Genomic DNA, 20,848 nt, shown 5'->3' on the forward strand with positions numbered 1-20,848 from the left:
TTCATAGGGCCCCCTCGTTTACCACGGTTTCCAGTAGAGATTCAAAGCGATCCGCCCCGCCACCTTTGGAAAGATAAGTGGACTCGACGTCCGGTTCAGGGCCGATCGATATATTCCTTCGAACTTCGACCGGTTCGACGGCGAAACGGAGGACTCCCGCTCAGCTCCTGACGGTCGCGTAGAGACGCCGGAGACGTCGTCGGTGGTAGAGGATCGAAATCGCAACGAGAAACAGGACCGTCGCGATTTCGTACCCCCACCGCCCGCTATCAAGACCACTGAAGAACTGGTGGCACCGCCCGCGAGCAGCGGGCCGAACATCGGTCCGACACAGGCGGGACACGCAGCGAGCCTTTTGACGTCCCCGATGGCCGACCGAGCGAGTGCGAGGACCGCATCGTAGACGAGATAGGCCAGTGCGACCAATCCAAGGGTCTGGTATGGAACGAGCGTCAGCGCGAGCCAATCACCGGCGTACACCACGACCGCGCTCCACCCTGGCGATCGACCCTACGTGAGGCCGATCCCGTTCGCATCAATCAACTGGTCGATAAGCGAGGGAACTCGTTTGGAGGAGGCCCGAGAGATGGAACAGCACCAGCAATACGCCGTAGCGACGGCAGCAGCGGGAGCCCGGACGCGAGGCCGTGGTGAATCGGGGCGAGTGTGCCAGACGACTCAGATGGAACCAGTACGCCAAACAAACGGGATGAAAAAGTGAGTCATCCGTTGTCCCGTCTCACCGTAACGCGAACGCAAGTCCCGCAGTCATCTGAATCGCGAACAACAAATTCGGTCGCGTACCCGTTGCCATGAACCTGGGAGGGCGCCGTTATCGATCGTCGATGTCGCTTCTGTCGCGCCCACGATTGCACGATAGACACAGACCGGAAAAGAAATCGGTCTGGGCGCCACCCCCGGGTGATCGTGCCGGTATTCCGCCGGCAGGCTATGCTCCCTTCTCAAGGCGGTCGTAGCGGTCTTCGAATCGGCTCTGACACGACGGACAGCAGAAGTGATACGGTCGACCGTCGATCGTCATTGACTCTCCTTCGGTGTCAACGGTGTTGCCGCATTCGGCGCAGGTGAGTGCGAACTCGGTCCCGTCGAGCGAGGGTTGCCACTCGACGTCATCGATCAACGTCACCGTGTAGTCGACGTCGTCGACGTCCGCGAACAGTCCGTCGAGCCACTGATGAACGTTCCGGACCTGTGCGCGGGCATAAAACCAGATATCGCCGTCCGCGGTCACGAACACGTGTTCGACCGCCTCGGCATCGCTGATCCGGTCTCTGAGATCGTCGACGGCGTCGATGATACTCGATACCTGAACGAATACCGGGATACCGGCCTGGAGTTGTGAGTGGTCGACATCGACGGTAAAGCGATTGATGACGCCCGCCTCCTGCAATCGCTCCACGCGGTCCGAGACAGCAGGTCCGGAGAGGTCGACCTGTTCGGCGATGTCGCTGAACGGTCGTCTTGCGTCCTCTCCAAGCAGTCGCAAAATCTCCATATCGGTCTCGTCGAGGTCTCGCATGGCTGTTGTACGTCTCGAGTCGGGATATATTCCCGGAAATGGTTTGGAATCGAAAGTCCGATCGACGAGCAGCTCCGCAGACAAGGCTCATTGGACGACCGCGAATCGCCAGTGATGTCGATCGGGTGTTCAAAGAGCTGGACCGAGAGCAGCAGACGACGGTGAGCGTGCGATCCGATCCACTCTGTGAAGATGGCTGGCGCGAGTGGCGCTCATTTCTCGAGCGTCGTCGGTCGAGCGAACCCGCTCCGGTACCGACCGACACCTCGTTACTAGTCGTTCGGTAACACCGGATTCTCGGACTATTCGGCGTGCTCGACGGCCTTCCGGGAGTACATTACACGTTCATCTGACGAACACCCTCGAGCAACTGTTCCCTGTAGTTCGGCACGAGCGTCGATAAACTGGCAGTTTTCGCCGAGGGTGCCTGTGCAAGGCTGAAATCTATCCCGGAACTCCGCCAACGGTATTGTAAAATGGCCACAATGATGGGTCAGATATCTTCTGAACGGCTCGCGGAAATATGCGAGTCGACGAGTGGGTTACGATCGTCGCTCCGCCTCAGTCGCCGGATTCCAAGTCGTCGGGTGTCTTCCCTGCTCTCTTACGGCCCGTCTGGCGGTCAGCCCGATCACGAGAATCGCTATCCCAGTAATAGCGACACAGGCTGTACCCCAGAAGGATCACAACCCCAAGCGGCACAGTCAATACTCGAAGAGGTGGCTATGGATGGGGCGCTTCCGATGTCTCTGAGTACGGGTATCGCCGTGCCGATCTTTCCGTCCCGACTTCGTCGGGTGTGTCACCGCCCACGGGCGCACGACCCGCCGACTAGAACGACTGGAGCATGAACCTCGTCGCCCTCGCTCTTGGCGTGGCTCTTCTCGTCGCGGTCATAACAGATATCCTCTGGACGACGCTGTGGGTCGAAGGCGGCGCCGGTCCACTCACGTCTCGGCTGATGGCGTGGACGTGGCACTCACTACGAAGAATCGGCGCCCAGAACTCGCGGCTACTCAGTCTCTCGGGGCTGTTGATCTTCATGTTGAGTCTCTCGCTCTGGATCGTGCTTCTCTGGAGCGGATGGACGCTGATCTTCGCCAGTGCCGAGAACGGTCTTATTGATACGCTCAACCGCGGGTCTACGTCGTGGTCCGACTGGATCTATTTTACTGGATACACCGTATTCACGCTAGGAAACGGTGATTTCGTTCCACGGAAGGGGATCTGGCAGTTCGTCACGATACTCGCGACGGGGAGCGGATTGCTCTTCGTGACGCTTAGCGTCACCTATACGCTTTCAGTTCTCGATGCAGTCACCCAGAAACGTGCGTTCGCCAACAACGTGAGCGGATTTGGAACGGTCAGCGAGGATATCGTTCGAGCAGCCTGGAACGGTGCGGAGTTTCGAGGACTCGATCTCCCGCTGAACACCTTCGAAGCACAACTCACTCTGCTCACGGAGAATCACAAGGCGTACCCCGTTCTTCACTACTTTCACAGCGCTCGAGCAGACCGGTCCCCGGCCGTCGAAATAGCCGCTCTCGACGACGCCTTGACGCTCGTCCGGTTCGGAGTTCCGAAAGAACACCGCCCGAACGAGATCATCGTCCGGAATGCCCGGACAGGAATCGAGAACTACCTCGAAACGCTCCACGAGACCTTCGTCAAACCCGCGGACACCACTCCTCCCGCACCAGATCTGACCGCCCTCCGAGAGGCAGGGATTCCGACGGCTTCGGACGACGAATTCGACGCATCTCTCGACGACCTCGAGATGCGGCGGCGGACATTATTCGGGTTCATTGAATCCGACGTACGGCAATGGCCGACTCGAGAAACCGAACGTCCACCGCAATAGCCTATAGACAGCCGCTGTTTCGGAGCGATTCGATTTCTGCATCCGAATAGCCCAGGTCGCGGAGAACAGCGTCGGTATCGGCACCGAGTTCCGGCGGGTCGGTCGGTTCTGGACGCTGGAACTGCGAGGAACGGAGAGGGAGCTTCGGGACCGAGACCGAGGTGGACTCGCCCTCGGCTGTCTCGATTTCTCCGAGGGCGTCCGTTGCAGCCAAGTGTTCGTCCGACGGGACTTCGTCGACATTCTGAACCGGCGCGACCGGAACACCTACGTCGCGCAGTCCCTCGACGAGTTCATCAGCTGTGAGTTTTTCGATTGCGGCTTGAAGTTCGTCGTCGAGGGCGTCCTCGTTCCGCCGCCGGTCGTCGACGGTTTCGAATCGATCCTCTTCGTGGAGTTGGAGTCCGAGCGCCTCACAGAGTCGTTCCCATTGTGCCTGTGAGGACGGACCGACGAACACCCATCGATCATCGCCCGTTTGATAGACGTCGTAAGGTGCCCAGTTGTCGTGGCCAGCCCCGAGCGGTTCGGGGCGCGTATCGTACGCCTGCGCATATACCAGCCAATACCCCATCAGCGACACTGTACTCTCGAATAGCGGAGCAGTAACGTGTTGCCCGGTTCCGGTGTGTTCTCGCTGTCTGAGCGCCGCGGTGATCCCGAAGGCCCCAAACAGGGCAGCAGTCATATCTGCGACGCTAGTTCCAGCGCGTGCGGGTGATTTGTCCGGGTGGCCCGTTACGCTCATTAATCCGGAGAGCGCCTCCGCGACGGGATCGAGCGCAGGGTAGTCCTCGTACGGACCTTCATTGAATCCCTTGATCGAACAGTACACGAGCTCGGGATTGACATTGCGGAGGTCATCATAGCCGATACCGAGTTTCTCTGGGGCGCCAGGGCGGAGATTCTCGACGAAGACGTCCGCGGTCGTGATCAGTTCACGGAACGCCTCCATGCCGCCGTCGGTTTTGAGGTCGAGACTGATCCCTCGCTTGTTCCGATTAACGGCGTTGAAGAGACTGTTCCCGACTGGTGTACCGCCGCGAACGGAGTCGCCGCCGGATGCCCCGTGTTCGATCTTTATCACGTCTGCTCCGAGTTCCGCCAGTAGCAGCGAGCAGAACGGGCCGGCAGCGATATGCCCCAGTTCGATGACGGTCGTATCTTCGAGCGGTCTATTGGTCGGTGTATCAGTTGCTGTGGTCATTGTCGAGTGCAAGGTGATGAGCTAGCTGGTTGCGGTACAGCGATCGAAACGCCGGTTGAAGGATACAGTTGATCGGGTCTTGTCGCCCTCGAGAGCGGCAGCATGCAACTGTCTGGGGGGAGGTCAGCGACAGGTTCACGAGTCGTTCCCCGCGTGCCGTCGTCGTCGCCAGTTCTGTACGACCGGTCCGATTAGAACGATGATGATAAGCCCCACAAGGAGTCGTGACGGCCAACTCGCGACGAAAATCGTCCACGATCCGTCGGACAACTGTAACGATCGGAGGAAGTTCTCCTCGGCAATCGGTCCCAAAACCATTCCCAGGATGAATGCGATGACCGAGTACTCGTGTTTGAACATGTAGTACCCGATCGCGCCGAGAACGAGGACTGTCGCGACGTCGACCCAGTTGTTTCGCAGGGTGAAACTTCCCGCCACGGCCAACACGACAATCATCGGGATGAGGTACTCGGTGTTGATTCGAGTGAGGTACTCCGCCCTGGTGATGAGGCCGAGTCCGAGCACGAGGATGATGATGTTCCCGAGAAACAGAGCAACAAAGATGCTGTAGGTGAGGTGGAGGTCCGAACTGAACAGATCCGGACCCGGCTGGAGGCCATGCATCAGTAGACCACCGAGCAACACCGCCGTTGCCCCTGAGCCGGGAATGCCGAACGACAATGCCGGGATGAGAGAGCCGCCGACTGTCCCATTGTTCGAGGCCTCGGCAGCGATAACGCCGGTGATTTCTCCGTTTCCGAATCGATCCGAGGCGGTCGATCGCATCGCCTCACCGTACGCGACGAAGTTCGAGACCGACGCGCCCGAACCGGGGAGAGATCCGATGAACATCCCGATGAACGCGGACTTGACGAGTGGTATCGGCTTTGAGAGGGCTTTACTGGCACCGGCAAGCACGCTTCCGGAGGTGTCGATCTCGTCGCGGGCGATGCTTCCTTCCTCACCCGCGAGCTTCAGCATCTCGGCAATGGCAAACAGCCCGAGAATCGCCGCGACGAACGAGAGACCGTCATAGAGTACGAGTGACCCGCCGGTGAATCGGAGTTCCGACGACATCGGTGCAATACCGATCGTCGTTACTAACAACCCGAACGCCCCGGCGACGAATCCCTTGACCATCGAGCCGCGGGCGACGATAGTAATCATCGAGAGTCCGAGCACTGCGACAAGAAAATACTCCGGCGAGCCCAGCAAGAGGACGAGCGCGACGATCCCCGGAGAGATCACGATGAGGGCCGCGATCGTTAGAAATCCTGCAACCGCGGAACTCAGTGCGGACGCTGACAGTGCGAAGGATGCCTGACCCTGTCGGGAGAGAGGATACCCGTCGAATGTCGTTGCCGCTGCAGCCGCTGTTCCGGGGACGTTCATCAGGATTGCCGCGATCGACCCGCCATACATCGATCCGGAGTAGATGCCGACGAGCAGGATGATCGCGTTCGTGCCGCCAAGCGGCAGGGTCAGCGGTAACGCAACTGCCATCCCGAGATTCGGTCCAATTCCAGGAATCGCACCGATCACGATACCCAGGAGGACGCCGACGACCATCCAGCCGATAGTCGGCCACGAGAGGGCAATCTGGATGCCTTCCAGGAATGCGTCGGAGACCATCAGAACATCCCCCGTGGAAACAACAGCGATCGGTCGAGCGGTGCGTTAGCTATGGACATAAACAGTAGACAGATCCCGATCGAGACGACCGTCAGTCCGATGACGGCCCATCGCGGCTGCCGGTTCCAGTAGCCGTACGTGAGCACGAATAGGGGTGTCGCAACCAGAATGCTCAGCACGTACGCAACTCCGACGTACCCGGCTATGGCGCCGAAGGTGAACTGCCGCGCCGTAAGTCGGTCGAGAACCGGCGGCAGGTCCCGACGGTCGGGCTTGGTCGTAGTTTCGCCCGCATCGATCCCGGTTATTGCCGTATCGCTATCGTCGCCTCCGTCTTCCCCGTTCATCCCGAACTCGTCTCGATCGACGATATCGACAGACTCGGCGACAATCCGTCGAACGGGTTCGGGCAGCCGCTTCTCCAACAGGAGAAGGCCGATGCCGACAACGATGACGGTGCCTGTTAGTCGTGGAAACAGCTGTGCTGACGACGATCGGAACGTCGTCGTCAGCCCGATAAAACCGACGGCAACCGCCAGAAACACCCCGAGTAACCCCAGTTCCGAGAGTTCGCGTTCTGCCATCGATAGGTGTTACTCTGCGGCCTCGCGAAGCTCCTCGATGTCGACGACGTCGGGAATCTCGGTCCAGATCTGTTCAAGAACCTGATCTGCCTCCTCTGGGGGACCGTACGCCATTCGGTTATTCGTTTCATCGGCCCAGTTTTGAATGGTCTCGCTCTCGATCGTTGCTTCAACGGCCTCTGTGAGCGGTTCAATACGGTCTTCAGGCGTCTCCGGCGGCACCCACATCGAACGGGTCACCTGTCCGAGGAAGTCCATTTCCTCGAATCCCTGATCCGTCACGTTCGTCACGTCCGGGAACACGGCACTCCCCGACGTCGTCAAGACGGCGGCAACGTCCGCGTTCCCCTCCTCAACGACGCCGATAGAGCTGAGATCCGCGTTGACGGCGGCAGGAACCTCGCCAGAAGCGACGGCTTGATTAATCGGACCGCCGCCCGAGTACTGAATGTAATTGTCCCACTCCATACCGTACCGTTCCTTGAAAAACATCGCGTGCGGGAGATACTGTGCCCCAAGGCCGCCGATGTTATCGATCTCTCCATCGTCGTACCGATCGACGAGGTCTCCCAGTCCTTCGATTTCGAGTTCAGTGTCGGTAATAACCACGAGAGCGTTCGATCCTATCGTCGCGAGGCCCTTCAGATCCTGAAATTCGAAGTCGGGCGGATTGATCAGCGCCTGGATCGATGTCGTTAGCGGGTTGAATTTTCCGAACGTGTAGCCATCCGGCTCGGAAGTAATGAGTTGGCCGATGCCGCGCATTGCGCCGGCTCCGGGCACGTTCTCGATCCGGATGTCTTCGTCAAGTTCCTCGGAGAGTGGCCCTGCCATCTGGCGGATGATCGTATCGGAGCCGCCACCCTCGTCGAACGGAACGATCGCGGTCAACGGGTCGCTTGGATACTCACCCTCGGCGCCGAGACAACCGGCCAGGCCGGTCATCCCCGTGGCTGTCGCCGCGCCAATCGTCGTCAGTGCCTTGCGTCGATTGATGTGCCGTGTCATTGCTGGTGAATAGTTCGTGCTGTGTGCCCACCGTCTGCATTCCCTGGGCGGGAGATGAGATCACTTCGTCTCCTCATTGAGACCGTGTGACTCGGTGGCGTTCTTTTCCATAGGATCGGCAAGTGAGTTGAGCCAACAGCCGTAGGTCGTTTATATACGGAAGGTTCATAATCGAGAGTGATCGACTCCGAGTATGCTCCGGAGTACCGTACAACTGGACCTCGACTCCGACTACGTTCTCAACGACGTGACACAGGAGTTCGATGTTCCGTTCGTAGTCACGCGCGAGGAGGTTCACGAGGACGGCACGCTGACGTTCGTCGCTGAAATGCCGGAACACCGCGACGAGGTCGCGTCGCGACTGCGAGAGTCCGACGCCGTTCGACGGGTCGGAACCGTCGGCGATTCGACGATCTTAGTTCGGAAGCAATCCTGTGGAGCAATCGGTATCATCCGGAAACACAACGGAATGCTCGTCGGTGTCGACCGGGCGTTTAGGACCGAACGGACCTTCGATATGATGGCCTTTTCACGCGAAGATGTCAAACGGATCGTCGAGGACCTCGGCGACCTGGGAACTGCCAGTGTCGAACGACTTGTTCGCGTTCCAGATCGACCAGCGGGTCTCTCCAAACGGCAATACGAAGTCGTCGAAGCTGCCCTCGAGGCCGGCTACTACGACTGGCCCCGCGAGACGGATGCCGAGTCTGTCGCTGAAGGGCTCGGTATCACGCACCCGACGTTTCTCGAGCACCTGCGGAAAGCCGAAAAGAAACTCCTCGAGCGCGCGGTCAACGGACGATCAACGGACCAGCTCGACGCACAAATGGGCTGACAGTCACCGGGGGCGACGAATTATGTACCGAGTCGGCGTTCGATGAGCCTGACAGCAGCCGCTGTCTCGAGTGGCCCCTCGTCGGCGAGTAACTCGAGGACAGTGGTAACAGCGTCGTCGGTTCCCTCGACGGCAACGTCGGCGCGTTCAAGGAGCCGACGGGCGCCACCACGACCGGTTCCCTCTCCGAAGATGAGTTTGCGACGGCTTCCAAACCGGCTCGGATCGAACGGTTCGAAGACGCTCGGTTCCTCGATCATTGCAGCCGTGTGTATCCCTGACTCGTGACGCGTCGTCTCGCGACCGAGTAGCGCCTTCTGGTCCGGAATATTCTCTTCGAGGATCGTCAGCACTCTCTTGCATGCGGGAACGAGATCGGCCGTCCCGACGCCGAAACTCGTGTCGTGTTCCAGGTCGCCGATCGCGACCACCTCTTCCACGGGCGCATTGCCGGCTCGCTCGCCGAGACCGCCGACGCTGACGTCGGCTTTACCGACGCCCGCCTGGAAGGCAGTAATCGTGTTCGCCGTCGCGACACCGAGGTCGTCGTGGAAGTGTACGCCCACCCTGGAGAGGTCGATGCTATGTTGCTCATCGAGTCCCTCGAGGAACTGTTGTACAGACGACGGACTGGCCGATCCGACTGTATCCGGGAGATTGACGTACGAAACTTCGGAGAACCGATCGAACGCAGTCACGAGGTACTCCGGATCCGTTCGAAAGGCATCGAGCAGACTGAGGTGGACGTCGACACCACCCTCGAGTGCCAGATCGATCGCCTCGCGAAGGGCTTCGAACATCTCCGCCCGCGACGAGTCAACGACATACTCGAGTTGCCTGTCGGAGAGCGGAGCGAACACCTCGACGACATCGACGTTCGCGTCGAGTGCTGCTTCGACATCGCCGGGAACCGCGCGAGCAAGTCCGATCAAATCGGCCTCGAGGTCGTCGCTAAGGCGGCGCGTCGCCTCACGATCGACCGCCCCGGTCGCCGGGAAGCCAGCCTGAATATACGGCAGGTCGAGGCGACTAAGTTCTACCCCCGCCGAAACCTTCTGTTCTACGTCGTAAGATCGTCCCGGTAGCTGTGCCCCCTCTCGCAGTGTGACGTCGGTGAGTTGCATAGTGTCTGTGGGAATCCTGCGGGCGTAGATCGACCAAGCGTCGGCGGTATCCGACAGTCGTTGACCTGTGTTCTACCGGGACGGTCCGTCAACGTTGAACCTCCGCTCGTAGGTCGTTTATATTCTCCCAGCTAACGTGGCGTCAGTACCTGACCTCCCGCATGACGTGTTCAAGGGTTGGAGTCAAACGAACGCGTGCACGCCACGAGAGGTTCAAGTGGACAGTCACTGATGCAGTCGGTCCGGACCTCTCGCAGCGGGCGTGGCAGTTGGCCGCTGCGGGACAGATTGTGCGTGACTCGAGTCCGCCGAGAGTGCCACCCAACCCGAGATCGCTGCAGGAGTGGGGTTTCCATGCTCGCGGAAATCTCGCGGTTCCGGTCGTCAACGGGCTGCATCCACTCCGCCGACTGGTGAACGGATGTGGGATGTCACCTGAGTAGTCATTCTCTCCCAGCTACCCATTAAATAAAGGGTATTCGATCATCCACGTTCGCCCCGTCTATTCAAGTACAAGAGGTCACCCGATTATGTCCACAACTACTCGAAACCGACTCGAAAGCCGATACGGAGGAATCACACTCGAAGGACGGCCCCACGCGCTGAGCGCGTGGTTCGTCGTGGCGCTGCGGTTCGTAATGGGCGGTATGATCCTGTTTGCGGGCCTGGGAAAGGTCGCGGACTGGCCGTTCGACGCCAGCGGCTTCCTGGTCCACGGCGTCGACCCGGCCAGCCCCGTCAGCGGTCTCTACGCCGCGATGGCAGCCAACCCCGCGCTGATGGAGGTCATCAACGTCGTCGTGCCCGCAACGCAGCTGCTGATCGGCGTCGCGCTGATCGCCGGCGCGTTCGTCCGCCTGGCAGCCCTGGGCGGGGCCATGCAGATGGTCCTGTTCTACCTCGGCGGCTGGGAAGGTGAGTGGCTCGCGCTGTTCGACTCGACGCTGATCTACGCCGTCGCGTTCCTCGCGCTCGGCGCCTTCGCAGCGGGCCGCATCGCCGGCCTCGACCGCTATATCGAAGGGATCAACGTCGGCGGCCAACCGCTTCTCGAGCGGTTCCCCAGGCTCCGGTACGTCCTGGGCTAAGCAAATCGGCCGGCGCTCGACTGGACGAATAGCGGTTCCGACACTCGATCTAGCTTTTGGCGGAGGGGGAAGGAAGGAGGACGAGGCACAGTTTCCGAGACCACTATCGTCTTCACAGCTAGTGCAAGATCGCTCGGTAGCGATCCGGCTCTCGTCTCAGTCTTTCGTCGCACGCTCCCGAACCCAACCATAATAGCACGTTGGAAGGGATGTCCATACGGTCCTCCGTTCATATCTCCATCGAACCGACCCGCTCGACGCGGAGGAGCGGATTCGGATCGGTTGTGACAGCGGATGTCCCTGGCGATGGTTGGACGGGGAAATCCCGCGACGGTCGTGAAAGAACTCGAGACAGTCGATGATCGGACTGTCAGTAGTTGGTCGACTATTCTGGTCCGAAGGCCGCGATATCGGCCCCCACTGTCGCCAGTGCGTCGGCAGGGTTCGGGTCGCTGTCGGCCAGATGCGTGTACTCGTGTTCCGGGATGTTCGACAGTGCTTCCGTGACGGCCTCGCTGTACGTCTCGACGCCCGATTCCGTCGGGTCGTTGCCACCCCAGACGTCCCGGATAACCGTCATCGAGTCGATTCGTACCTCCAGTCTGTGTGGCTCGTAGCGTGCCAACAGTTCGGAGAGTCCGAGGTGGAGGGCGACGTATTCGGCGGTGTTGTTCCCCGTCCGGGCACCGACGGGTCGACCGAGACGGGCGAGTTGAGTCTCCGCAGCGTCCATGATCACGGCACCCGCACCTGCGGGCCCGGGGTTACCGCGTGAACTGCCGTCGACGTAGAGGACGAATGCGTCGCTCGTCGGCTCGGAGACGGCTGGCCGTGTGAGTCCCGATTCCAGGAGGCTCTCGAGCGCGTGACGCAACTCGTCGGGGGGAGTCTCGGGGGCGAACAGACCGCCGTAGCCGGGGACGGCGTCGTCGATGGCGTCGGTGGCCGGGGCCATCTCGTAACCGACGCCCGCGAGCACCTCGTCGACGAGCGTGGCGAGCGGGGAGAGGTGTTCGACTGGGAGGGGTTCGTCGGTCATGCCACGTGATCCGTCCGGCTTCGGTTTCGGACTCTCTCCTCACGTTCGGACGCGCTCGGTAGCTGGTCGCGCCACTGCATACCGGTCTTCGGAGGTCGAGCGGGATAATCCCTTCACGTAATCACGTGATCGACTGTCGCAGTCACTGCGATTCCCTCGAGGGATTGTCGTTTTCAGCTACCGGTTGCGTTCGTTCGACGTCTCGACCGACGCCTCCCTCGCGACGAGTGTTTCATACCGCCTCTATTATTGGAGAGAATATGCTATTGCATAGTCCAATATTGGAGTCACGAGTCTCCGACGCCTGGCTTACTCCGAGGGGATCTCGGAAGTACCTGCAGTGGAAGTAGATGGTGTAGTCAGTGCCGTCCAGAGATCGACGGCGAAGAACCCCCAGGCGACGGCGACGAGGAGGTAGCCGACGAGTGACAGCGAGTCGACGGTGCCTCCGACCGGGAGTATCGCGGTCAGCCAGAGCGCCAGCATCCCGAGGTTCACGCTTGCGATCTGTAGCCAGGATGGAGTTCTGACGGTCTCGCTCGCCGCAGTCGTCCGGGCGGCGAATCCCGCTCTATCGCTTTTTGCGCCGACTGCGACGATGGGGAGAAACGCCATCGCTAGCTGTAGCATCCACCCGAACACGAGGCCGTCGATCGCCGCGATTTCGATCGCCGTGGCGGGGACCGTCTCCGGAAAGAGCAGTACGAGCGGCGCCCACGGAACGGGGAACGCCAGCCAGAGGTACGCCCCGAGAATAAGGGCGAATCGCTCCGGCTGGGCCCGTTCGCCCACGCGGTACGTGCCGATGACGTTCGCTAACAGCGCCGCCGTCCCGACCACGTAGACGACGAGCCCAAGCATCGTGAGTTCGTGGCGCGCCAGCCATGGTCCCGCGACGAGGCCAACGGCGCCAGCCGTGATCCCCCAGTAGGTGACGCGTCGGAGGCGCGGATACCGCAAGTCGGCTCCGAACAGCCGAGGAAGCACCGTGAAGAGAGCGCCTGCCGCGACGAGGGCGAGGAACCCCCAGACGTTTGCGTGAACGTGGGCCTCGACCGTCCCGAAGTAGCCGCCCGGTCCGTGGACGTTCAGCAACATCCCGAACGCAGCGAGGATGCCGACGACCAAGAACCACGGCGCAGTCCGAAAGTAGAAGCGTCCGTCGACGGCGGGGTCTTTCGATCGATACACCGTCGCCAGTAGTCCAGCGAGTGCGCCGAGGACGAGGGAGGCACCGACGACCGCGACGATGGTTGTGCCGGTCGCCATCCCGATCAGGATGAGCGGATAGCCGGCGTTCAGCGAGAGCCACTGGAGCCACCGGTTGCGAACCGTTGCGTCCGTCGTGTCCTCGCGCCGGGAACCGGCTAGCGCCGGGAGCACACCGAACAAGGCCTGAGTCATCCCGCCGATGGTCACGAAGTGGATCGTCAACCACCGAAGCCGCGGCAACACGTCGATCACACCGGCTTCGACGCCGAGCGTTCCAACGGTAGCGAACAATCCAATCACGAGGTATAACCCAGCCATGACGAGAAACGGATCGTTCCGCGTTCGAAGCATCGTAGTGAACACCTGCCTGTCGGTACTCACCTGTCCCGGGTAGCGGTTTGCCCGAACCGGTCGGCACTGATCTAACATCTCAGGGTATCACTGACATGTTAGGAAGAAGTTCAAGGCGGTGACGACGCCACTATCCGATATGCCGCGAGCGCAACTGTCGGTCTCGCTGCCCGAGGACGTCTGGATACACGAGGTGTCGACCGCACACGCGGAGGCAGGGTTCGAAGTCGTGACGGCGCTGGCCGGGGAGGACGCCGGGATCGCCCTGGTCCGGGTCACGACCGACGATCTGGTCTCCATCCTCGGGACGATCGACGCCCAGTCCGATGTCGTCTCGCTCGACTTGCTCTGGACACAGGGTGGGACGGGGCTCGTACAGGTCGAGGCGACGAGTCCGTCGCTGCTCTTGCCGCTGTGGCAGGCCGGGATCCCGATCGAGATGCCGTTCAGTATCGACGACGGGACGGCAACGTGGGAGTTGACGACGTCGTCGGACCGGCTGTCGGAACTCGGCGAATACCTCGACGAAGCGGCCGTCGAGTACGACCTCGAGTTCGTCTCGGAGATCGGTTCTCAGGCTGCGAACCGACTGCTGACCGAGCGCCAGCGGGAGGTACTAACCGTCGCGATCGAGGAAGGCTACTACGCAGTACCGCGCGAAGCGTCGCTCACGCAGGTCGCAGAGACGCTTGGCGTCTCCAAAGCGACCTGCAGCGACGTCCTCCACCGAGCCGAGAGCGGGATCGTCAACTGGTTCGCAGAAGAGCATCTCGCACAGAGCTAATCGGGAGATACTCGCCGCCGTTACGTCTCTCGAGGTCGGAACACAGGAGCGGATAGACGGGGCCATTGATAGTTGCTTCAGAGCAGTTGATTGGAACAAGCGAAGTCGATTTGCTGTATGCCTTCTCCGTATTCAGCCGTCACTTCTGACTGTGACAGGAGTTCGATTACGAACTCCGTCAGACGTCACCAGAGGGCTGTCGACGAGGCCGCTCGCTCGTCTGGTCCCGCTGTTTAGTGTGCTATCGGTTACTCTCACTGTCGCTTGCCTCCACGTCCGCCGTGTATGTGTCGTTCACCGCGTTCTCCACACGTGATTTGATACCGCGAAGCATCCCGCGGGTCATTACGAACGTAACTGGATCGAGAACCAACTGGCTGGCGAACCTAATTACGGGATTCTGTGGAAGGCGGATTCGAGCCCGGACGAGGAGTCGTGTTTCGGTCGGACCGACGGGAGCGAGTACGAACGCCCAGACCCACCAGGGAGGCTGATCGGGGGTTCGAAGCACGAGCGATTTCTCGGGGGCCACCGAAGCCACCTCGAGTTTCGTCTCGGGGAACCGGTCGGCACGAGCCAGTCGTACCGTATCACCGACCGCGAGGTCCTGGTACCTGGGGATGATTTCGTCGGCATTATGGATGTCGAATCCGAGCAGATTCTCCGCCCACGTGTAACTGTAGAACCCACCGCGCTCCTGACCGAGTTGCAGCAACCACGGCCACACGTCTTCAGGCGGTGCATCGATACCGATACTCACCGTCGATTCTCCATCCGGTTCGGGAAGTAAATCGTCTCCCGGGAGTTGTCGCGTGGTTTCCTCCGGAGTCGCGCCCCAGGTCATCATTCGTGGTCTGACGCCGACCCAGTACAGGGCTCCGATGACGCCGGCACCTACGGCCTGACGTACCCGGCGTTTGACCGTGCGCGTTTGATTGGGATCCATATCAGAGGACGTGCTTCGACGTAGAGGGTGTCGTCATCCTGTTCACCTGTTTTCGATATACGGTAGGAAAAAGCATAAACAAGAGTGCGACCACCAGTTGACTCCTGTTACCATCCCGTCACACAGACGCTCATCTATTATCGTGTGCTTCTGGGATATTCCGGCCAAAGGGATGAGGCGATTTCCGACCCGGGGATGCGATCGAGATCGAAAACGCAGATCACGCGATCCTCACTCCCGACACGGGTTTAACTCCCTCGTCGTCCGGGTGGGTGAACGTCAGGACCGTCAGGATATTCGTGATGAGGTTCTCGAGCGCAGCGTGAACCCGCTTCGAAAGCGCCTGCTGTGAGATCTCCATTACCTCGGCCAGGTCGCTCATCGAGACTGTCTGAGGTACTTCGTAGTACCCCTGTTTGAGCGCGGTAACCAGCGTCTCACGTTGCTTCGTCGTGAGATCGTACTGGGCACTCGCCATCGGCTGTTCTTGATCCTGTATTCGGTTGAGTTCGAACGAGATCGCGTTCTCCTCGCAGTACGTTCGGAACTGAGAGGGACTCTCTTGATCGTCAAACCGCATCCGGAGCTCCCAGTTTTCAGCTCTGCCGATCGCCTGTAGAATCGTCGCCCCGAGTTCGACGTAGGCATAGACGATCGATTCGATGTTTTGCGTCCACTCGGCACGATACAATCTGGCATCGTCTACTTCGTCAATGGGGGCGACGTTCGTGACCGAGTCGTCGTATTCGAACGCCGCTTCGAACTCCGCATGATCTCCACCAGTCAGCCGGAAGTACGGCATCACCTTGTCTCACATCGTCGCTACGACCTGCTCGATCTCGACCACCATGTGCGGCGCTTCCGTAAGGGCATGATTCAGCGCAAAGGCGTCGGACTTAACCGAGAACTCCGCAACAACACTCATACAGCGGATTCGCGTCTGAGAGGGTTGAAACCGATGTCGAATCGGCTGACCGGCTGAAGCTGTATTCTTGTAATTCGCGGAATTCAGTGCCGGTTATCTCGTTAACGAAAAGAGAACGAGGACCATCCCGCTCGAGACGATGGCGGCCTGTACGAGCGCAGCGGACGCGATCGTCGTCCCGAACACGTGGTAAACGAGCCCCTCGCAGATCGCACCGGCGCCGATGAAGATGAACCCGCCGGAGACGTACAGCATCGGCGTCTCACCGCTTCGGCGATAGCCATGGTACGCGAGATACGCGACGAGAAGACTCAGGATGAGCGTTATCAGTTTGGCAAGCAGGAACGACGCGTCCATCAGTCCTCCCCCCGAAGGTTGCTCCAGAGCGAGGTGAAGTTGTCTGCGAGTTCGTCTCGCGTCTCCATCGTCAGCGAGAGTTGTCCGTCCGAAATTTCGACGTGGAGTTCTTCGAGCGACGTTTCGAACTTGCTCCGGTGCGAGCCGTCGTCGTCGACCGTGTGGTGTTCCTCGATGAGGCCGTAGTCTTGCAGCTTCGATACCCGCCGATAGATCGTCGTAAGCGAGGCGTCACACTCCTCGCTGAGCGTTTTCGCGGTCTTCGGGCCGTGATCCGCGGCGAGGAGTATCTTCCGTGCGTACTCGTCCGCGAGGATTTGGAAGATTTCAGCCGAGTCCGAGGACGAGGACCCTCCGTATTGCACACCATAGACCCTACTGTTCACCGGCAAATAGGTCACGATTCGCTGACTCAGCAAATCACCGCGAACGTCTTGTATGCCGCCCCTTTTCGCCGTCGCGCCTACCGAGGTACTCCACCCGTTTCGCTCCTCGGCGGTACCCAGACGGTGTCGAACCGGCCCGCCTCGAGCGCTCGAACTCGTCTCGATCGGTCGGCTCTCGGACGGACGTTCGTGTAGCGAGCGGACGGCTAGGGCCACTCTCTCGCAGCGTCCCGGAAAATCGAGCGCGTGCTCCGTCAGCAGCGGGCGAAATACCGCCTATAATCGTCCCGTTTTCGGGCGCTTCGACGAAGAACTGAACGTGATCGACGTCGTATCACCCAGGAAGGGGGACGCGTACGGACGATCGGCTATCAGGTGCCGATTTCGAGCGATCGTGTACCGATTTCGGTGCGTTCACGCGGTTGGCTGATGCCGCGAGAGGGGCCCGAGATTCGCGAGGTGAAACGAGTCATGCGCAGGTCGAACAGGAGCGACTGTGACGGAGATAGATCAGTCCTGCCAACAGTGCCACCGAGACCGCGCCCAAGAGGGGCCGTAGCGGATCGAAGTACGTCATGAGCGCGGACGAACTGAACAGCGTGAGCAAGACGACGTTACAGATCGGACAGCCGACCGCCAGAAAGCCGCCGACGAGACCACCGAACGCGAGCCGATCCTCGCCACTCGTATCGCCAGTCTCGCTTCCGTCGTCGCCCTCGAGTTCGGTGCTGACCACTTCGGTCGCCACCCGCTGTGCAATGTAGATGCCCGCAAGCAGCGCAGTCAGCGTCAGGAACAGATAGTCGGTCGGCGTCCGCGGGACCATCCGAACGTAGAGCGGGTTCGGAATGAGGCCGGTCACGAGCCCGAACAGGAGGAACACGCCGACCCCGGTGGCCGTTCCCCAGGCCATCGCTCGTCGATCCGACCGGATCGATCCGACGAAACCACGACCCGTCATTTTGACGCCTCCGTCGGGATCGCACACCGTTCGGGATGTCCCGCACGGCCCAGGAAGAACAGCAGGAGAAAGAGGCCGCCGATGCGAAGCACTGCGCCGTCGTAGGGAAGCGCCGCGAGACCGCCGGCAAACCCGAGGAAGCCGAGAAGGCCGGCACCACAGCTCGCACAGCCCGACGCAAGGAGTCCGGGAACGACTCCGGAGAGATCGGTGAGGCTCGCGACACCGACGATTCGCAACTGTGCGACGGCGTTGACGACTGCGACGCCGGAAAGGAGCGAATAGAGACCGATGATCCCGAGGCCGGACCAGCCGTCGGTGCGGTACACCGTCTCCGTCAGCGAGACGAGGACGTACTCGAACCAGTGGATGCCGTCGCCGAGCATCTGGATCGAGAACTCCGGCATCGTACTCAGGAGCAGCAGAACGTACGTGACAGCCGCAGCGAGGACGAGTCCGATCGTGCCCCACCACGTCTCGAACGGATACGACATTGCCGCGGAGAGGTTCGCGAGATGGTTCCCGATCGCGTTTCGCCGTGTCATCTACGCGATCGAACGACGGACGGCCGGAAAGGTCTCGCTCCGATTTGCTGGCTCGGCAAATCGGCGGTTCCGTTACGGGCGCGGACCGGGAACGTTGGGAGCGATATCAGATGTCGCTCGATCAGTCATCCCGCCGTGCCTTCCTCGCCGGCTCGGCCGTGACGGGTAGCGTCGGCGGCGCTTACTATCTCACCCGATCCGACGGGACCGGACACGACATCTCCCCGTCGCTTCACTCGAGCGACGGGACGACCGCGCTCGGCATCGACCTCGCCGGAAAACCGATCGTCGGATCGCCCGACGCGCCGCTCGATATCTACTACTGGACGGACTTCCAGTGCCCGTTCTGCGAACGGTTCGAACGGGAGACATTTCCTGACCTCGTTCGGGAGTACGTCGAACCGGGCGACGTTCGCATCGTAGTAATCGCGCTCCCGTACTTCGGCGGTGACTCGATGACGGCCGCGGTCGCGAGCAGGTGTGTCTGGGATCGGCTCCGCGATGGCGACCCCGCTGCCTACTGGGACTGGCACGCGGCGGTATTTGACGAGCAGGGTGAGAAGAACTCGGGGTGGGCGTCCACGGAGAACCTCCTCGAGTACACCCGAGCAGTACCCGACGTCAGCGCGGACGGCCTCGAGTCGTGTCTCGAGGACCGACGAGCGGACGTCGAGGCCGCAGTCGAGGCCGAGGCGGAGCGGGCAACCGAACTCGGCGTCTCGGGCACGCCGACGTTCGTCGTCTTCGATCCGGAGTCCGAAGCTGCCGGTTCGCTCGTCGGTGCACAGCCCATCGAGCGCTTCGACGAGGCGATCGATCGTATCGGGGACGCGTGATCGGCGCCCGTCCCGTGTGGTCGCTCGCTCATCCTCGGTCTACTCGTATTCGAACACGCGGGCCATCCCCCGCTCGAGATGATAGACGTTGTGACAGTGGAACAGCCAGTCACCGGGATTGTCCGCGCGGAAGTCGAAGGTTACTTGATCGCCATGCGGCGCGACGAGTACGGTGTCCTTGACCGCGTCGCCGACCTGGAAGAAGTGACCGTGGAGGTGCATCGGGTGGATCGCCGGACTGCGGTTCACCATCCGCACGCGGACGTGATCACCCTCGCTGATCTCGAACGGATCGGCGTCCGGGTACGTTTCGCCGTCGATGGTCCACGCGTCGGAAGCGGCACCGCCCATCATTCCGCCCGACAGCGTGAGATCGAACGTCCGGTCCGGCTCCCCGTCGAGATCCAGCGGTTCGAGTGCCTCGAGGTCGTCGTATTCCAGTTCCTGGCCGCCGAACTGCGGCCGCTCGCCGGTTTCGGCCTCGGCCTCGGCCTCGGAGGCGCTTTCGTACCGTAGCCTCGCCTCCGCGGGTTCCTCATCGCCGACGATAGGCGCCGCGACGATGGGCCACTCTCCGGGTGAATCCGCCTCGAGGATCGCGTCGTACCGTTCGCCCATGCTCAGAACGAACGAATCCACGTCGACGGGCTCGACCGGTCGACCGTCGGCGTGTGTGACGGTCAACGAGTGGCCTCCGACGCCGACCCGGTAGGTGGTAGCGCTGCTCGGATTGATGAATCGAAGCCGGACCCGCTCACCCTCCTCGACGTCGAATATCGGTGGATCTGATGGGAGACGCCCGTTGACGAGGAGGCCGTCGTACGGCGGTCGCTGACCGCGCATCTGACTGTCTGGACCCATTCCGTCTCCAGGCCCTGGACCATTGCCGGGTCCCATTCCGCCCCCCGGTCCGCGATCCTCGTCGGATCCATAGCCTCCACCCGGCCCCATTCCGTCGCCGCGTCCGCCTCCGTTACCCGGACCCGGTCCGTCACCGCCGCCCGGCGGGGCTTCGATCGAATCGAGCGCCGGCTCTTCCCCGAGGTGATCGTCGAACTGCAGGGTATGCTCGCGGTCGTACTCGACGTGTGGTGACCCCTCTTCGACGATCAGCGGTCCGTAGAGCCCCCTGTCGAGTTGTAACCCAACGTGGCTGTGATAGACGTACGTCCCCGCCGGCGACGCTTCGTACTCGTACTCGAACGTCCCCTCCGGCGGGACAGGGTCCTGTGTGACGTTCGGGACGCCGTCCATCCGGTTCGGAACGGGAACGCCGTGCCAGTGAATCGTCGTCCCCTCGGACACCAGGTTCTCGAGTGAGACGCGGAGCGTCTCTCCCTCGCTCACACGTAGTTCCGGCCCGGGGAGTTGCCCCTCGTACAGCCACGTCTCGTCGGTCTCGTCCGCTCCGACATCGATCGCTCCGCTCGAGGCGACCAGCGTTTCTTCCAGCGGGCCGCCGTCGTCTTCCTGTGCAGGCCGCTCGAAGCTCGCCGTTTTCGTTCCCGATCCGGTTTCGCTGGACGATCCAGCGATCCCGAACAGCGCCGCACCGCTGATCCGCAATGCCCGTCGTCGTGGGACCGTCCGTTCGTTATCGACCATCACAGAACCGCCCACGACTACC

20 protein-coding genes and 1 pseudogene are annotated in these 20,848 nt (G+C 61.1%); 5 read left to right on the forward strand and 16 right to left on the reverse strand.

Annotation, left to right across the window (positions count from 1 at the left end; genetic code table 11):
• Positions 1 to 18: 18 nt before the first annotated feature.
• Together CHINAEXTREME_RS22635 and CHINAEXTREME_RS11590 are read right to left on the reverse strand one after the other, a co-directional pair.
• Positions 19 to 495: pseudogene (locus CHINAEXTREME_RS22635) on the reverse strand (DUF7546 family protein); the annotation flags it as partial.
• Between the two features lie 454 nt (positions 496 to 949).
• The gene (locus CHINAEXTREME_RS11590) at positions 950 to 1,540 is read right to left on the reverse strand and encodes an AsnC family transcriptional regulator (protein ID WP_007143706.1); all 591 of its coding nucleotides are present in this window, start codon (positions 1,538 to 1,540) and stop codon (positions 950 to 952) included.
• Positions 1,541 to 2,387: 847 nt separating this feature from the next.
• On the opposite strand from CHINAEXTREME_RS11590, the gene CHINAEXTREME_RS11595 reads away from it, so the two are divergent.
• Positions 2,388 to 3,401: a potassium channel family protein gene (locus CHINAEXTREME_RS11595; protein ID WP_007143707.1), complete on the forward strand. Its 1,014-nt coding sequence runs from the start codon at positions 2,388 to 2,390 to the stop codon at positions 3,399 to 3,401.
• A 1-nt stretch (position 3,402) separates the two neighbouring features.
• On the opposite strand, the gene CHINAEXTREME_RS11600 is transcribed toward CHINAEXTREME_RS11595, so the two are convergent.
• The 4 genes from CHINAEXTREME_RS11600 to CHINAEXTREME_RS11615 form a co-directional block, all read right to left on the reverse strand.
• Positions 3,403 to 4,608, reverse strand: coding sequence for a CaiB/BaiF CoA transferase family protein (locus tag CHINAEXTREME_RS11600; RefSeq protein ID WP_007143708.1), 1,206 nt, complete (start codon positions 4,606 to 4,608; stop codon positions 3,403 to 3,405).
• Positions 4,609 to 4,743: 135 nt separating this feature from the next.
• The gene (locus CHINAEXTREME_RS11605) at positions 4,744 to 6,240 is read right to left on the reverse strand and encodes a tripartite tricarboxylate transporter permease (RefSeq protein ID WP_007143709.1); all 1,497 of its coding nucleotides are present in this window, start codon (positions 6,238 to 6,240) and stop codon (positions 4,744 to 4,746) included.
• Positions 6,240 to 6,824, reverse strand: a complete 585-nt coding sequence (locus CHINAEXTREME_RS11610) for a tripartite tricarboxylate transporter TctB family protein (RefSeq protein ID WP_007143710.1) — start codon at positions 6,822 to 6,824, stop codon at positions 6,240 to 6,242. Before CHINAEXTREME_RS11610 ends, CHINAEXTREME_RS11605 begins: the two co-directional genes overlap by 1 nt.
• Before the next feature lie 9 nt (positions 6,825 to 6,833).
• Positions 6,834 to 7,832: a Bug family tripartite tricarboxylate transporter substrate binding protein gene (locus CHINAEXTREME_RS11615; RefSeq protein ID WP_007143711.1), complete on the reverse strand. Its 999-nt coding sequence runs from the start codon at positions 7,830 to 7,832 to the stop codon at positions 6,834 to 6,836.
• Between the two features lie 193 nt (positions 7,833 to 8,025).
• Between CHINAEXTREME_RS11615 and CHINAEXTREME_RS11620 the strand changes: the two genes are divergently transcribed.
• Positions 8,026 to 8,667, forward strand: coding sequence for a helix-turn-helix domain-containing protein (locus CHINAEXTREME_RS11620; protein WP_007143712.1), 642 nt, complete (start codon positions 8,026 to 8,028; stop codon positions 8,665 to 8,667).
• Between the two features lie 20 nt (positions 8,668 to 8,687).
• Here the strand turns inward: CHINAEXTREME_RS11620 and CHINAEXTREME_RS11625 are convergent, their stop codons facing one another.
• Entirely contained in the window at positions 8,688 to 9,791 is a 1,104-nt protein-coding gene (locus CHINAEXTREME_RS11625) for a LeuA family protein (protein ID WP_029601571.1), read from the reverse strand.
• Positions 9,792 to 10,321: 530 nt separating this feature from the next.
• On the opposite strand from CHINAEXTREME_RS11625, the gene CHINAEXTREME_RS11630 reads away from it, so the two are divergent.
• Positions 10,322 to 10,879 carry a DoxX family protein gene (locus CHINAEXTREME_RS11630; protein WP_076738731.1) on the forward strand — a complete coding sequence of 186 codons (558 nt, stop codon included), beginning with the start codon at positions 10,322 to 10,324 and terminating at the stop codon, positions 10,877 to 10,879.
• 385 nt (positions 10,880 to 11,264) lie between these two features.
• Here the strand turns inward: CHINAEXTREME_RS11630 and CHINAEXTREME_RS11635 are convergent, their stop codons facing one another.
• Together CHINAEXTREME_RS11635 and CHINAEXTREME_RS11640 are read right to left on the reverse strand one after the other, a co-directional pair.
• Positions 11,265 to 11,918: a ribonuclease HI family protein gene (locus CHINAEXTREME_RS11635; protein WP_007143716.1), complete on the reverse strand. Its 654-nt coding sequence runs from the start codon at positions 11,916 to 11,918 to the stop codon at positions 11,265 to 11,267.
• 309 nt (positions 11,919 to 12,227) lie between these two features.
• The gene (locus tag CHINAEXTREME_RS11640) at positions 12,228 to 13,481 is read right to left on the reverse strand and encodes a heme-copper oxidase family protein (protein WP_007143717.1); all 1,254 of its coding nucleotides are present in this window, start codon (positions 13,479 to 13,481) and stop codon (positions 12,228 to 12,230) included.
• A 139-nt stretch (positions 13,482 to 13,620) separates the two neighbouring features.
• Here CHINAEXTREME_RS11640 and CHINAEXTREME_RS11645 point away from each other — a divergent pair, with 139 nt between their 5' ends.
• Positions 13,621 to 14,265, forward strand: a complete 645-nt coding sequence (locus tag CHINAEXTREME_RS11645) for a helix-turn-helix domain-containing protein (protein ID WP_007143718.1) — start codon at positions 13,621 to 13,623, stop codon at positions 14,263 to 14,265.
• A gap of 241 nt (positions 14,266 to 14,506) precedes the next feature.
• Here the strand turns inward: CHINAEXTREME_RS11645 and CHINAEXTREME_RS11650 are convergent, their stop codons facing one another.
• The 6 genes from CHINAEXTREME_RS11650 to CHINAEXTREME_RS11675 all read right to left on the reverse strand — a co-directional run bounded on the left by CHINAEXTREME_RS11650 (position 14,507) and on the right by CHINAEXTREME_RS11675 (position 18,385).
• Positions 14,507 to 15,025 (reverse strand): SRPBCC family protein, encoded by a 519-nt coding sequence (locus tag CHINAEXTREME_RS11650; RefSeq protein ID WP_238593263.1) that lies wholly within the window; start codon positions 15,023 to 15,025, stop codon positions 14,507 to 14,509.
• Positions 15,026 to 15,431: 406 nt separating this feature from the next.
• On the reverse strand, positions 15,432 to 16,013 hold the full coding sequence (locus CHINAEXTREME_RS11655; RefSeq protein WP_238593264.1) for a helix-turn-helix domain-containing protein: 582 nt from the start codon (positions 16,011 to 16,013) through the stop codon (positions 15,432 to 15,434).
• A 216-nt stretch (positions 16,014 to 16,229) separates the two neighbouring features.
• Entirely contained in the window at positions 16,230 to 16,493 is a 264-nt protein-coding gene (locus tag CHINAEXTREME_RS11660) for a DUF7521 family protein (RefSeq protein WP_007143720.1), read from the reverse strand.
• Entirely contained in the window at positions 16,493 to 16,858 is a 366-nt protein-coding gene (locus tag CHINAEXTREME_RS11665) for an ArsR/SmtB family transcription factor (RefSeq protein WP_007143721.1), read from the reverse strand. Before CHINAEXTREME_RS11665 ends, CHINAEXTREME_RS11660 begins: the two co-directional genes overlap by 1 nt.
• A 490-nt stretch (positions 16,859 to 17,348) precedes the next feature.
• Positions 17,349 to 17,840, reverse strand: a complete 492-nt coding sequence (locus CHINAEXTREME_RS11670; RefSeq protein WP_007143722.1) for a hypothetical protein — start codon at positions 17,838 to 17,840, stop codon at positions 17,349 to 17,351.
• Positions 17,837 to 18,385 carry a hypothetical protein gene (locus CHINAEXTREME_RS11675; RefSeq protein ID WP_007143723.1) on the reverse strand — a complete coding sequence of 183 codons (549 nt, stop codon included), beginning with the start codon at positions 18,383 to 18,385 and terminating at the stop codon, positions 17,837 to 17,839. Before CHINAEXTREME_RS11675 ends, CHINAEXTREME_RS11670 begins: the two co-directional genes overlap by 4 nt.
• Before the next feature lie 110 nt (positions 18,386 to 18,495).
• Between CHINAEXTREME_RS11675 and CHINAEXTREME_RS11680 the strand changes: the two genes are divergently transcribed.
• Positions 18,496 to 19,221, forward strand: a complete 726-nt coding sequence (locus CHINAEXTREME_RS11680; RefSeq protein ID WP_007143724.1) for a DsbA family protein — start codon at positions 18,496 to 18,498, stop codon at positions 19,219 to 19,221.
• A 39-nt stretch (positions 19,222 to 19,260) separates the two neighbouring features.
• Here CHINAEXTREME_RS11680 and CHINAEXTREME_RS11685 read toward each other — a convergent pair whose 3' ends face one another.
• The gene (locus CHINAEXTREME_RS11685) at positions 19,261 to 20,826 is read right to left on the reverse strand and encodes a multicopper oxidase family protein (RefSeq protein ID WP_007143725.1); all 1,566 of its coding nucleotides are present in this window, start codon (positions 20,824 to 20,826) and stop codon (positions 19,261 to 19,263) included.
• Positions 20,827 to 20,848: the final 22 nt, after the last annotated feature.

This window comes from Halobiforma lacisalsi AJ5 (assembly GCF_000226975.2).
Taxonomy (GTDB): domain Archaea; phylum Halobacteriota; class Halobacteria; order Halobacteriales; family Natrialbaceae; genus Natronobacterium; species Natronobacterium lacisalsi.

What these genes read in the sequence shown, in the direction of transcription:
- CHINAEXTREME_RS11620 (WP_007143712.1), top strand. Translation starts at nt 8,026, where the DNA reads ATGCTCCGGAGTACCGTACAACTGGACCTCGACTCCGACTACGTTCTC.
- CHINAEXTREME_RS11615 (WP_007143711.1), bottom strand. Translation starts at nt 7,832, where the DNA reads ATGACACGGCACATCAATCGACGCAAGGCACTGACGACGATTGGCGCG.
- CHINAEXTREME_RS11600 (WP_007143708.1), bottom strand. Translation starts at nt 4,608, where the DNA reads ATGACCACAGCAACTGATACACCGACCAATAGACCGCTCGAAGATACG.
- CHINAEXTREME_RS11610 (WP_007143710.1), bottom strand. Translation starts at nt 6,824, where the DNA reads ATGGCAGAACGCGAACTCTCGGAACTGGGGTTACTCGGGGTGTTTCTG.
- CHINAEXTREME_RS11625 (WP_029601571.1), bottom strand. Translation starts at nt 9,791, where the DNA reads ATGCAACTCACCGACGTCACACTGCGAGAGGGGGCACAGCTACCGGGA.
- CHINAEXTREME_RS11675 (WP_007143723.1), bottom strand. Translation starts at nt 18,385, where the DNA reads ATGACACGGCGAAACGCGATCGGGAACCATCTCGCGAACCTCTCCGCG.
- CHINAEXTREME_RS11680 (WP_007143724.1), top strand. Translation starts at nt 18,496, where the DNA reads ATGTCGCTCGATCAGTCATCCCGCCGTGCCTTCCTCGCCGGCTCGGCC.
- CHINAEXTREME_RS11640 (WP_007143717.1), bottom strand. Translation starts at nt 13,481, where the DNA reads ATGCTTCGAACGCGGAACGATCCGTTTCTCGTCATGGCTGGGTTATAC.
- CHINAEXTREME_RS11635 (WP_007143716.1), bottom strand. Translation starts at nt 11,918, where the DNA reads ATGACCGACGAACCCCTCCCAGTCGAACACCTCTCCCCGCTCGCCACG.
- CHINAEXTREME_RS11685 (WP_007143725.1), bottom strand. Translation starts at nt 20,826, where the DNA reads ATGGTCGATAACGAACGGACGGTCCCACGACGACGGGCATTGCGGATC.
- CHINAEXTREME_RS11630 (WP_076738731.1), top strand. Translation starts at nt 10,322, where the DNA reads ATGTCCACAACTACTCGAAACCGACTCGAAAGCCGATACGGAGGAATC.
- CHINAEXTREME_RS11605 (WP_007143709.1), bottom strand. Translation starts at nt 6,240, where the DNA reads ATGGTCTCCGACGCATTCCTGGAAGGCATCCAGATTGCCCTCTCGTGG.
- CHINAEXTREME_RS11645 (WP_007143718.1), top strand. Translation starts at nt 13,621, where the DNA reads ATGCCGCGAGCGCAACTGTCGGTCTCGCTGCCCGAGGACGTCTGGATA.
- CHINAEXTREME_RS11660 (WP_007143720.1), bottom strand. Translation starts at nt 16,493, where the DNA reads ATGGACGCGTCGTTCCTGCTTGCCAAACTGATAACGCTCATCCTGAGT.
- CHINAEXTREME_RS11670 (WP_007143722.1), bottom strand. Translation starts at nt 17,840, where the DNA reads ATGACGGGTCGTGGTTTCGTCGGATCGATCCGGTCGGATCGACGAGCG.
- CHINAEXTREME_RS11655 (WP_238593264.1), bottom strand. Translation starts at nt 16,013, where the DNA reads ATGCCGTACTTCCGGCTGACTGGTGGAGATCATGCGGAGTTCGAAGCG.
- CHINAEXTREME_RS11595 (WP_007143707.1), top strand. Translation starts at nt 2,388, where the DNA reads ATGAACCTCGTCGCCCTCGCTCTTGGCGTGGCTCTTCTCGTCGCGGTC.
- CHINAEXTREME_RS11590 (WP_007143706.1), bottom strand. Translation starts at nt 1,540, where the DNA reads ATGCGAGACCTCGACGAGACCGATATGGAGATTTTGCGACTGCTTGGA.